This window comes from bacterium (genome assembly GCA_012517375.1).
In the GTDB taxonomy this organism is placed as follows: Bacteria; Hydrothermota; Tepidihabitantia; order B3-TA06; family B3-TA06; genus JAAYVC01.
In genome coordinates, this window is record JAAYVC010000046.1 from 1 (window position 1) to 11,180 (window position 11,180).

Annotated in this window: 13 protein-coding genes; 3 read left to right on the top strand and 10 right to left on the bottom strand. The window is 44.9% G+C overall.

Going from position 1 to position 11,180, the window contains the following annotated elements; all coding sequences use genetic code 11:
* Together GX441_05445 and GX441_05450 are read right to left on the bottom strand one after the other, a co-directional pair.
* The coding region (locus GX441_05445; GenBank protein NLI98089.1) for a hypothetical protein at positions 1 to 194 on the bottom strand (194 nt) is incomplete at its 3' end.
* 99 nt (positions 195 to 293) lie between these two features.
* The gene (locus GX441_05450; GenBank protein NLI98090.1) at positions 294 to 845 is read right to left on the bottom strand and encodes a hypothetical protein; all 552 of its coding nucleotides are present in this window, start codon (positions 843 to 845) and stop codon (positions 294 to 296) included.
* Positions 846 to 992: 147 nt separating this feature from the next.
* Here GX441_05450 and GX441_05455 point away from each other — a divergent pair, with 147 nt between their 5' ends.
* From GX441_05455 to GX441_05465, 3 genes are read left to right on the top strand one after another with little or no spacing between them, the layout of a single operon-like run.
* Positions 993 to 1,823: a M23 family metallopeptidase gene (locus tag GX441_05455; GenBank protein ID NLI98091.1), complete on the top strand. Its 831-nt coding sequence runs from the start codon at positions 993 to 995 to the stop codon at positions 1,821 to 1,823.
* A 2-nt stretch (positions 1,824 to 1,825) separates the two neighbouring features.
* Positions 1,826 to 3,175 (top strand): CapA family protein, encoded by a 1,350-nt coding sequence (locus tag GX441_05460; GenBank protein ID NLI98092.1) that lies wholly within the window; start codon positions 1,826 to 1,828, stop codon positions 3,173 to 3,175.
* A gap of 23 nt (positions 3,176 to 3,198) precedes the next feature.
* A complete protein-coding gene (locus GX441_05465; GenBank protein NLI98093.1) occupies positions 3,199 to 4,503 on the top strand; it encodes a methylenetetrahydrofolate--tRNA-(uracil(54)-C(5))-methyltransferase (FADH(2)-oxidizing) TrmFO in 1,305 nt (434 codons plus the stop codon).
* Between the two features lie 43 nt (positions 4,504 to 4,546).
* Here GX441_05465 and GX441_05470 read toward each other — a convergent pair whose 3' ends face one another.
* From GX441_05470 to GX441_05505, 8 genes are all read right to left on the bottom strand, one after another.
* On the bottom strand, positions 4,547 to 4,897 hold the full coding sequence (locus tag GX441_05470; GenBank protein NLI98094.1) for a hypothetical protein: 351 nt from the start codon (positions 4,895 to 4,897) through the stop codon (positions 4,547 to 4,549).
* Between the two features lie 37 nt (positions 4,898 to 4,934).
* A complete protein-coding gene (locus GX441_05475) occupies positions 4,935 to 6,293 on the bottom strand; it encodes a DASS family sodium-coupled anion symporter (GenBank protein NLI98095.1) in 1,359 nt (452 codons plus the stop codon).
* Positions 6,294 to 6,296: 3 nt separating this feature from the next.
* A complete protein-coding gene (rseP, locus tag GX441_05480) occupies positions 6,297 to 7,550 on the bottom strand; it encodes an RIP metalloprotease RseP (protein NLI98096.1) in 1,254 nt (417 codons plus the stop codon).
* Positions 7,550 to 8,677 carry a 1-deoxy-D-xylulose-5-phosphate reductoisomerase gene (locus GX441_05485; protein NLI98097.1) on the bottom strand — a complete coding sequence of 376 codons (1,128 nt, stop codon included), beginning with the start codon at positions 8,675 to 8,677 and terminating at the stop codon, positions 7,550 to 7,552. Before GX441_05485 ends, rseP begins: the two co-directional genes overlap by 1 nt.
* A gap of 3 nt (positions 8,678 to 8,680) precedes the next feature.
* Positions 8,681 to 9,358 (bottom strand): 2-C-methyl-D-erythritol 4-phosphate cytidylyltransferase, encoded by a 678-nt coding sequence (ispD, locus tag GX441_05490; protein NLI98098.1) that lies wholly within the window; start codon positions 9,356 to 9,358, stop codon positions 8,681 to 8,683.
* Positions 9,355 to 10,251 carry a 4Fe-4S binding protein gene (locus GX441_05495; protein NLI98099.1) on the bottom strand — a complete coding sequence of 299 codons (897 nt, stop codon included), beginning with the start codon at positions 10,249 to 10,251 and terminating at the stop codon, positions 9,355 to 9,357. The genes ispD and GX441_05495 overlap by 4 nt, the downstream gene beginning before the upstream one ends.
* 16 nt (positions 10,252 to 10,267) lie before the next feature.
* On the bottom strand, positions 10,268 to 10,411 hold the full coding sequence (locus GX441_05500) for a hypothetical protein (protein ID NLI98100.1): 144 nt from the start codon (positions 10,409 to 10,411) through the stop codon (positions 10,268 to 10,270).
* 61 nt (positions 10,412 to 10,472) lie between these two features.
* Positions 10,473 to 11,180, bottom strand: a 708-nt coding sequence (locus GX441_05505; GenBank protein ID NLI98101.1) for a winged helix-turn-helix domain-containing protein, incomplete at its 5' end; no start/stop codon positions are given.

The window sequence follows — 11,180 nt, forward strand, 5'->3', positions numbered from 1 at the left end:
AGAGCCGCATTCGTAGAAATTTCCAACTGTCCATCGACAACCAGGTAAAACTCTTCAGCTTTTTCTCCCTCTGTCCCGAGGATAGTACCGGCCTTAATATTCCTTTCCTTTCCGATTTCAGCTATAGCCGTGCATTCAGCACCGTTAAGCTGGTTGAATGCTTCGCTTTTTTTAAGGACTTCACAAATAGACATTGTCTCCTCCAAAATATATTATTTTTGAGAATTAACTCAATTTATACAAAATATTCCCCCTCCTTTAGCTTTAGATTAACATATCGCTGTTAGTTGTTTCTAATTAGAAGAATAAAAATCCACTAAAGTGAATTTTCTAGACAGTACGCCGCCCTTAAATTCATCAATCAATACAGGACCTATCCCGTTTGCGAACCATATTTCATAATGAATACTCTCTCCGTTGGATTGTCCCCTGATAAATAAACAATCATCGAATTCGAAGTAGTCGGTCTTCAACTTCGTTTTTGAGAAAGAATTCGTTTCATTGCGTTGGGTAGGGATAATCAAATTCGCTCCGCGCCAGTACAGTGCAGAATCAACTATAGCTGATACACTATCGATAAAAGGTTCGGTAGAATTGTCTATACTAGACGAAGCGATACTAATCTCATCCGAGACCCAATAGTAGCAGCCGTCACTTAATTGCCTCAGTTCCCAGGTCTTATAGTACTTCTCTGGCTCCCCTTTTGTATCAACCTTAAAAGTCCATTTATTCCCGTCATGCGTAGGGAAATATGTATTTGCATTTCCACCGACCTGAACCACTGAACATCCGAGGAGGAAAGCAAACAAGGCAGATGTAGCTAACAGCTTTTTGACTAACATCATATCCTCCTTTGGTATTATGATAGGTAAAAAACAGGCATTGTCAAGTCATCACAATGATTCGAACCCACGGTTCATTAAACCGATTTAGAAACGTAAAAGGGCAGCCAAAAACCTTGACTGAACTGTCGAAATGTGTAAACTTCAAATATGCTGAAGTTAGTCATGATCATCGTTTCCTTCGTGAATCTCAAATTATCAGCTGACACTTTAAAGCAAGGCGACATGCTTTTAATTGGGATGATGACAGATGAACAAGTTATAACATCTGTGGAATATATGGGGCAGCCTGTTCCACTAGTGAATATTAATTCATGTTTGACTGCTATTATCGGGACATCGTACAATACCCCTCCAGGACACAAATCACTAGTAATCCGTTTTTCAGACGGGTGGAATGAAAAAAAAGTTATTGATACGTCGATATTGGTTGTAAAAAGAGAGTTCAGAAAATCATATATAACATTTCCGGAATCCAAACAATCAGCTATCGATACATCGAACGAACGGCGAAAGGAAGAAGAATTCAAGATTGTAAGCGAAGCCATAAGTTTGCCATCCGTAGGCTTCTATGGAATCGCTCCAATCGAGATGCCCTGTAAAAAAACCATATCTGGAACTTACGGCGATGAACGCTGGTCTAACGGCAAAAAGCTGTGGAACCACGCAGGGGTTGATTTTGCCGTGGTTGAAGGAACTCCTATTATTGCTCCTTGTTCCGGTGCGATCATAATGGCAAGAGATACTTTCATTCGGCAAGGTACTTTCGTCATTCTTGATCATGGAGCAGGGCTCAAAAGCGTATATATGCACATGTCGAAGAGGGTTGTAGATGAAGGGATGGTTGCGAAAGCGGGAGATACACTTGGTTTTGTCGGAGCAACCGGACTTGCGACCGGACCTCATCTGCATATGAGTTTATATGTCCGCGGGGCGCCGGTCGACCCATTATTCTGGCTTGAAAGAAAGGAGATTTTTTGAAGATGTCCAAAAGGAAGTTGTCTTTTTTGGCCGCAGGGCTTATAGTGGCTGTTCTTGGAATCGCAGGTATTGTTCTTGCATCAACCGGGGTTGTAGGTAAGATAATCCGTACTCCAGAAGGCAGGGTTGATACCCTGAAACCACCGCCACCTCCAAAAAGAATTACCATTGCGGCTGTGGGAGATATCATGATGGGTACGGATTATCCGGCTCCACGTCTTCCTTCACAGAACGGCGCCTTGCTGTTTAAGGATGCGGCTCCAATACTCAGGGCGGTCGATATTGCATTCGGAAATCTCGAAGGCCCGATTACTTGCTCGCAAGGTTGCACAAAAGTAATGGGTTCGGGAAAGACATTCGCCTTTCGGTGTCCACCCTCGCTTGCCTGGAACCTGCAAGACGCAGGATTTGATGTCATGGGACTGGCTAACAATCACTCAATGGATTTTGGAGGCCAGGGGTACTGGGAGACAAAAAAGATTCTCGACAGCCTTGGAATTAAGCATTCAGGCAAGGAAGGCGATGTTGCTGGTTTTGTAGTAGATGACACTAAGATTGGCGTTATCGCTTTTGCTGTAGGCGGTCCTCCGCGTTCTATACTGAATATTGACCAGTGTAGAGAAGAAGTCTCAAAACTCTCAAGCGAATACGATATACTCGTTGTTAGTTTTCATGGAGGTACTGAAGGAACCAATGCTCTTCACACAAAGAACGAGCAAGAGAATCTATACGGAGAACCCAGAGGCAACGTTATACAATTTGCTCATGCGATGATAGATGCAGGTGCAGACGTCATTATAGGCCACGGTCCACATGTGCCGCGTGGAATGGAGATATATAAAGATAGAATTATTGCATACAGCCTTGGGAATTTCTGCACTTACGCCTGCATGCAGCTTGTTGCCGAGCTTGGATATGCTCCCCTTTTAGTAGTTGAAGTCGATTCAATTGGCCGTTTTCAGCAGGGCGAGGTACATTCATTTCTGCAGATACCGCCAGGAGGACCTTCTAAGGATACTACCGAGAAAGCATTCAAACTCATGCGGGACATGTCCCTTAGCGATTTTCCAGCTACAGCGCCTAGTTTTGCGAAAAGCCTTAAATTCTATTCCGCGCCTTCCGATTCAACTCTGACAAAAGAACAACTGCAAACTATCCTGGATTCACTTAACAAAATCGAGATTGTAAAACCCGATACAATTAAGCCTGCATCCGCCGCGCCTTTATCAATCATATCCGATACCGAGATTTCAAAAGATTCAAACATCAAGACGGTTCCTGTTGAGATGAATAAAGAACCTGCCGCTGAAACGGATTCCCTTAAGAATGAAGCGATATCGGATACTAATTAGTTTTGGCTGTTTCTTCATCTAGTTTGACTGTCGTAGGAGGCGGCCTTGCGGGTTCGTCGGCGGCAATGGAGGCTGCAAAGCGGGGCGTCAAGGTTAAGTTATACGAGATGAGACCCAATTGCATGACGCCAGCACATTCGACAGGCAGTCTCGCGGAACTTGTTTGCTCGAACTCGCTTGGCTCAACAGACCCGCTGCGGGCTCAGGGGCTCTTAAAAGAAGAAATCAGGATGCTCGATTGCGAGCTTCTAAAGATTGCCGAAGCAAACGCTGTTCCTGCAGGCACCGCTCTTACCGTAGACAGAGAAAAGTTCTCAAAACAAGTCACAAATCTTCTTGAAAAGCATCTTGGTGTTGAAATAATCCGTGAAGAAGTCACCAAGGTTCCAGATGGCCTAAGCATAATGGCGAGCGGTCCTTTGACATCGGAAAAACTCTCGGCGTCGATATCAGAGTTTTGCGGCCTGCAATTCCTCTATTTTTTCGACGCAATTGCCCCAATGGTGGACAAGGATTCCCTCAACTTGGAGAAACTGCATAAGTCATCGAGGTACGACGCAGGAGATGCCGGTTTCTTGAACGCATTCCTGGATAAGACACAGTATCTTCAACTGCAGAGCGCTCTTGCTTCCGCAGAAGAGCATCCCAGGCATGATTTCGAGAAGCTTTGTTTTTTTGAAGGGTGTCTTCCAGTTGAAGAGGTAGCGCGAAGGGGACAGGACTCTCTTGCATATGGAACCCTGAGGCCGACAGGTTTCAGGGACTGCGAAGGGAAAAGGCCTTACGCTGTCGTGCAATTGAGACCTGAGAACATTCAAGGAACTATGTACAATCTGGTAGGATTCCAAACCAACCTCAGAAACTCTGAACAGGAGAGGGTCTTCAGGATGATTCCGGGCCTTGAAAATGCGGAATTCATAAGGTACGGGAGGATGCACCGCAACACCTATATAGAGGCTCCTCAGTTAATCAAGCCGACACTTCAATTCCGCAATCGTACCGACTTATTGGTTTGCGGTCAACTATCAGGCGCAGAAGGGTATCTTTCGGCTATTGCTACAGGTCTTGTGGCTGGGATAAATGCCTCACACATTTTAAAACACAGAGAGCCTTTAAGGATCCCTCGTGAGACCATGCTTGGAAGTCTTCTTTCTTACATCTCAGGGGATGACCAATTGGAATCCTGCGATAACCGTTTTACGCCTACAAAACCCATTTTTGGAATCCTTCCAACCCTATCGACTGAACCTAAAGGGAAAAAATCTAAGCGCGAAGCTTATGTTCAACGCAGCCTGACTACCCTCAAAGATTTTTTGTCGTCAATTTAGCATTATTACGCAATTTAAACGATTGAACTCTTCGTTTTCTTTCTTAGTCCTCCTGTATTTTTGAATCGACTATCATCTCCTCGACTCGCAGTCTTGCAGCCGGTATCTTTGAAGTTTCCATGAATTCCTTTTCTATCTCCTGGGAGAAAGCCTCAATCTCTCTGGCTAATTCCCTTGTACCTATTGTGTTTGACTGGCCGCGAAGGTTCTTAAGAAGCGATTCATAGGGTTTATCGGACGTATAACGTTCAAGTGTATATCTGGCAACGAATGTCTGGCACTCCAAACACCTTACGTACACCTTTACATGCTGACCAGCCTCTACTCTGACTAAATTCTCCATTTTTTTAGACTGGCACTTCGGGCAAGTCTCAAGCTTGACTGAAACCGACATTTTTCCTCCTTCACGAAAGGAGATAAGGGAGGGACCCTTATTTAGGTATTATATTAAGTATTGGCCATACCAATATTCCAAAAACGAAAATCAGTACCGCGGCAACACCTGCTACAATCGCTCCGATTCGAGCCATGTCCTTTACTTTAAGCATTCCGGAACTGAATGCAATAGCGTTTGGCGGCGTAGATACAGGCAAGAGCATTGAAGCAGATGCAGCGATTGCTACGCTAACGACCAGAGAGCTTGAAGATGCAGAGAAACCGAATGTTAAAGGTATGATGAGAGCCGCTACGGAAGTGTTGGATATAAAATTAGTGAGAATTATGGCGATGAGAATAAACCCGCCCAGCACGGCTAAAGGAGAAAGATTGTGCATTCCGAGTGAATTGACGAACCATTTATCGAGTCCGGAAAGGGAAACGGCTTTGCCGAGCGATAATCCGCCACCCATTAAAATCAGAACGTCCCAGCCCAGGGTTTCAAAATCCTTTCTTCTCAGAATTCCCAGAGAGAAGAAAACGATAGCGGGAAGAAGCGATATAATTGCATCAGGAATCTTATGGAGCGGCTCGCTGAACCATCCTATTACGGTTGCAAACATCGTTCCCACAACCACCCAATCTCTCCATCCCATGCGTCTCTCCGTTTCAAGCTTGAAGGACACCTCCTTTGTCTTTGGAGGGAATATAAGCGTAATAAAAAACCACGTAAGCACCAGAAGAAGAAGCATAACAGGGACCGCTATTCCCATCCACTGAAGAAAACTCAAAGTAATACCATGATTTCTTAAGGCCGCAATCGCTATTGCGTTCGGCGGGGTTCCGATAGGAGTGCCAATTCCGCCTATGTTAGCGCCGAAAGGGATTCCGATAAGAATAGCTATCCTTAGAGGATCATCAGTATCGAGAGTTCTGACAAGCGGAAGAGCGACCGCAATCATTATCGCCGTGGCGGCGGTATTAGACATCCACATTGATACGAGCGCGGTAACCCCCATGAATCCCGCGACGATCGCCTTCGGCTTTTTCCCGACCCTTTTCAAAATAGCGGATGCAATCAGTGAATCGAGACCAAAGCGTTCGAGTCCTGCGGCCAGAATGAAGCCGCCGAGGAACAGAAGAATCGTAGGCGAAAAGAAGGGCGAGAGGAAAACGGCATAGCCTTCCTTTACAGCCGGAAGCTTCGGAGTAAGAAGCACGGCAAGTAATCCTGCTATGACGAATGCAGTAACATAAAGGGGGATGGCTTCAGATACCCAGAGCACGAGAGCGAGGGCGAAAACAGCCAGCGTGATTCTTGCTGGTTGTTCCATGCCGGGTATTGGTATGAGCATTATCAATGCGAATAATACGCACGCAAGTGCGGCAAAAAGAATCCTCAAACTTTTCTTCACTTGCTATCCCTTGCTTACGATTCTGAAGATGTCGTTGAACAAAGAGAGACCTAGCAACGCTATCACGAGTATTACTCCTATATTGGTTGTTATGGTCCAGACCCTCTTCCCGAATCTCCTTCCTATTATTTTTTCAATTAAAAAAATCAGTATCCGACCGCCGTCCATTAAAGGAATCGGTACAAGGTTGATTACTGCCAGACTTATTGAAAGAAGCGCTATCAAACCAAGCAGGCTTTCGAAACCCATCCTTCTTGTTTGGGCGGAAAGCTGCGCTATAAGTATCGGTCCGCCGAGATTCCTTACCGACTCCTTGCCTATTATCAGTTTTACAATAGTTGTAGTGATTTGAGCTGTAACCTGGGCTGTCCTGGCTAAAGGCAGCCAGAGAGCCTCACCAAAACTCAATGGCCGCGTTGGCACGTATACAAGTACCCCGATACCTCTTGAACCGGTTATCTTTGAATGCTCAGGTTTAAGCTTGCGGACTACCGTATCCGTGCCGTGGAGCCATGTAAACTCAAGGGGTTTAGCAGTATCTGCTGTTTTTACGGAACTGACCATCTCTGACCAGGAATAAATCGGCTTAGCGTCAATGGTTAATATTCTGTCGCCAGACTTCATTCCGGCTTTTTCTGCAGGCGTTGATGATAATACATGACCAACAACTGGTGCAAGCCTAGGTTCAACTATGAATGAATCGGAAGGCGGTATCGAGAAGGTTTCTTCAACCCCGCTTCGAAAAATTTTCACAGTAACGGTATCTTTGGCATTTAATCTTCGGGCGAAATCAAGATAGTCTTTTATTTGCTTTCCGTTAACAGAAACAACACTGTCTCCAGGCTCGAGACCCGATTTCGCCAAGGGTGAATTCTCCGGAAAATCAATTACGGGTTTAGGAGACTCTATTCCCCAGCCAAGTCCGATGATAAAATATAAAATGATGGACAGAGCAAAGTTAGCAAGGATGCCCGCTCCCATTGTAATAGCCTTGCGGCCGAACGGGAACGAAAAAAATCCTTCAGGATCGTCAAAATCCTCGCCTTTGAGTTTTACGTATCCGCCCAGCGGAACAACTGATAGCTGATACTGGGTCTCACCCTTTTTCCATTTGATTATCGCCGGGCCAAAGCCGATTGAAAACTTTTCGACAGGTATTTTAGCAAGTTTTGCGGCGATGAGATGTCCGAACTCGTGGAAACCTATAAGGACCACGAATACGAGTACAACGACTAATATGTCAAGAGAAAGCTGCATCAGACTCCTTTTATCACAAATTCTCTCGCGAATCGCTGGGCATCGCGAATCTGCTCCAGAGAGGGATCCTGTACATGATTATGATTTTTCAAAGCGTCATTGATGATACGGGGGATTTGTTCGAAATCAAGTTTTCTTGAAAGAAACTGTTCGACCGCTTCATGGTCTGCAGCTTCAAGCACACAAGGAGATGTCCCGCCCTTAATCAATGCCTCATATGCTATAGAAAGCGCCGGAAAACGTTCAAAGTCAGGCTTCGAAAACTCAAGAACCCCTATACTTGCAAGATCGAGTCCTTCAATCAATCTGGGACCTCTTTCAGGATAAAGCAAAGCGTATTCGATAGGGAGTCTCATATCGGGCATTGATAATTGAGCGAGAAGGGAGCCGTCAATGAACTCCACCATGGAATGAACAATTGATTGAGGGTGAATTACTACTTCAATCTTCTCCGGCAAGAGATCAAAAAGCCAGCTGGCTTCGATGACCTCAAAACCTTTGTTCATTAGCGTAGCGGAATCAACTGTTATACGTTTACCCATATTCCAGGTTGGGTGATTCAGAACATCTTCGGGGGTTGCCCTTTTGTAGTCCTTGTCTCTGAACGGCCCCCCGGATGCCGTGAGTATAATCCGTTTTATAGCCCTCGAATCCTGACCATCAAGACACTGGTGAAGGGCGCTGTGTTCCGAGTCTATGGGTAATAGCTCTCCTTTGCCTTCAAGAAGCGCTTTTTTTACATGTTCGCCATAGCTCACAAGGATTTCCTTTGAAGCAAGAGCCACTCTCTTTCCCAGCCTTAAGGCCTCAAGCACGGCATCAACTGCGGCCGTGCCTGTCATTGCAACAACAAGTATGTCCAAATCCGGCCTTGTTGCAAGCGAAACAAGCTCTTCAGCACCGCAACCCAATCTTGTCGATTTCGAAGCTTTTAATGATGAGCATTGTTCTTCGTCAAACACTACAGCCTCCGCAGGCGAGCACATTTCTATCTGTTCAGAGAGAATCTGTACATTTCTGTTTGCCGCAAGACCAGAAATCTTGAATTTTCCGGTTAGTTTCTGGATAACGTCAAGAGTCAATCTGCCTATTGTTCCTGTTGAGCCGAGAATTGATATGTTTTTCACTTCTCAGGGACAGGTGCCTGCCGCTATAAGTTCTTCGGCAAGCTCAAGATCGTGGCGGAAAGTTATTTTAAGATTCTCCTCTCGTCCTTGAATGATATGAATTTTTTCTCCTAGGAGTTCAACGTAACTTGCTTCGTCAGTTCCATTGAAGCCTATCTCGTCGGCTTTCTTAAGTGCATCCCTAAGCATCGGCAGAGAGAAAAACTGGGGGGTTTGCGCACGATAGATGGCTTGTCTTGGCAGAGTCTCGCTGACGATATTATTGTGCACTTTCTTTAGCGTATCTGTGGAGGGTATAGCGTAGATTGCGGGTCCTTTCTTTTCAACTATATCAAACCCTTTCGATAAATCTTCAACCCGCACAAACGGTCTTGCGCCGTCATGAACCGCTATATAACCTTCATTATTCATCACCTTAAGGCCTGCTTTAAGAGAATCAATCCTTTTTTCGCCGCCGGGAACAACGGCTTCAACTTTCTCAATGCCTCTTTCCTTAATCTCGCTTTCAAAAAATTCAACGCTTTCCTCATCGGTAACCATGACAATATAATCTACTGAAGGTGATTGTTCAAATGCAAGGATGCTCCAGAGTGCAAGGGGATGACCGCCAAGGAGAACTCTTTGCTTCTTGAATCCGAAACGCTCACCACGACCGGCAGCAAGTATCAATCCGTATTTCATTCAGTACCCCTGGCGCTTGCTCCGCCTGAAACAGGTTTTACCGATTCAGGCATCTTAAATACAGTAACGAAATCAATCAATTCACACCTTGTACATTCAAGGCACCGAATGCATGCGGTGCTTTGAGGGTTCTGATACGGTCTTATTTCCATAGGGCACACCCGATAGCACATATCGCATTTGTTGCAGTTGGCTTTATCAACCCTGAGCCTGAAGAGGCTTAAAGGATTACCTAGCGAGAATATTGCTCCTAAAGCGCATATCCGACAAAATGGCCTTTTTGAGAAAATTGAAAGAACAAGAGTAATTGCCAGTATTCCTAGCTTTGTTATAAAAAGCCATCCTAGAAGTCTGGGCAACTGATCATCGAGAAGAATCTGCGGGATGCCTGCTCCAAAAGCCCCGGCAGGGCACAGCTTGCAGAACCAGGTTTCTCCTGTCAAGAAAACGACTATTCCTGCTACTCCGACAAGAAAGATATACTTCAGATAATGGGTCCAATAAGGGAGTTTGAGTTTGAATGTAGGAATCTTATACAGGAGATCCTGAAGCCATCCGAAAGGACAAAGCCATCCGCAAGGCATTCTTCCAACAACTGCCGATATGGCAAGCATGGAACCTGCTGCAAAAAAAGGAATCTGCTTAAGGGCTATGAAATGCTGAATTGAACCCATAGGACAGGCTCCGCCTGCGGTAGGGCATGAATAGCAGTTGAGACCTGGAACACAGACACTTTTCGTTGTCATATCAACGAGATTGTTGCTTGCTCCAACGATATTGGCCATTGCCTTACTCTGCGTTAAACCGAACTTGTCGAATATCCTTCCAATGAAGCCAGGAAAGTTGTAGTTTATAACTAGCCACGAAACAATCTGGACTATCGTTCTTCTCATCTAACTAATCCTTATGTTAACCTATTCCGATGCATGAGAGACAAAGCACAACAGCGTTGCGGATTATTTCCTCAAGGTCTCCTGAAACGACACCTATAAAACAAGCAGCAATCAAAATTAAGAAGACCGGTATCCAAAGCCAGCGTAACATCTTTTGCATCTCCAAGCTTACGGATAAGCAGGGTTTTTGTCAAGGATTTTTTACGGTCTTCGATTATGCCTCAGCGAAGTGACTTCTGAAGCATATTCTTAAAAAAAACAGGCACGGTCTTCTCGACTTTTATGCCATCAAGATTGTTAAAAAGCGCATATTGTCTGAGTAGTATCGATAATGGTGAAAGGATTGCGTCATAATCCTTGAATCCGGGTTCGAAGAGCAGTTTTTTCACCAGTAAAAGATTGCTCGCTCTCTTGGCCTTAGGGTCAAGCTTTGCAACGAATTCGTTACCCCAGAGGACAGGGAGCATGAAATAACCGTACTTTCTTTTCTTTGAGGGAACGTAACATTCAAGCTGGTAATCAAAGTCAAAGATTCTTTTAAGTCTATCTCTTTGTATAACAAGGTTGTCGAATGGAGAAAGTAACTCCAGTCTCATATTTGTTTTTTTTCTTGCCCCAGTTTTCTCCAAGGTTCCGGGTAATAGATAGTATTCCATATTGTCGGTATTTTCCATCTTAACAGATAAAACCTCTTCCGTTTCAACCATATCTCGCAAAACCGCTTCAATAGTATTTTTTTCTGCAAGGTGGATATGATCCCTTATCTCCTTCGCTCGCGCCAGTCCGTGAGCGTTTAGCGCTCTGTGAATAAGAAATCTTCCTACATCCCCCATATCTGGAGTTGAAGTATCGACCCACGAGGGTAAAACACGTTCAGTGAGATCGTAAATCCTTTGAAAGTTTTTTCTTTCCTTAACCATCAAATCCCC

Bases quoted from the DNA above. Each gene is read 5' to 3' on its own strand.
- GX441_05450 (NLI98090.1), bottom strand. From the start codon at position 845: ATGATGTTAGTCAAAAAGCTGTTAGCTACATCTGCCTTGTTTGCTTTC.
- GX441_05455 (NLI98091.1), top strand. From the start codon at position 993: ATGCTGAAGTTAGTCATGATCATCGTTTCCTTCGTGAATCTCAAATTA.
- GX441_05460 (NLI98092.1), top strand. From the start codon at position 1,826: ATGTCCAAAAGGAAGTTGTCTTTTTTGGCCGCAGGGCTTATAGTGGCT.
- GX441_05470 (NLI98094.1), bottom strand. From the start codon at position 4,897: ATGTCGGTTTCAGTCAAGCTTGAGACTTGCCCGAAGTGCCAGTCTAAA.
- rseP (NLI98096.1), bottom strand. From the start codon at position 7,550: ATGCAGCTTTCTCTTGACATATTAGTCGTTGTACTCGTATTCGTGGTC.
- ispD (NLI98098.1), bottom strand. From the start codon at position 9,358: ATGAAATACGGATTGATACTTGCTGCCGGTCGTGGTGAGCGTTTCGGA.
- GX441_05495 (NLI98099.1), bottom strand. From the start codon at position 10,251: ATGAGAAGAACGATAGTCCAGATTGTTTCGTGGCTAGTTATAAACTAC.
- GX441_05500 (NLI98100.1), bottom strand. From the start codon at position 10,411: ATGCAAAAGATGTTACGCTGGCTTTGGATACCGGTCTTCTTAATTTTG.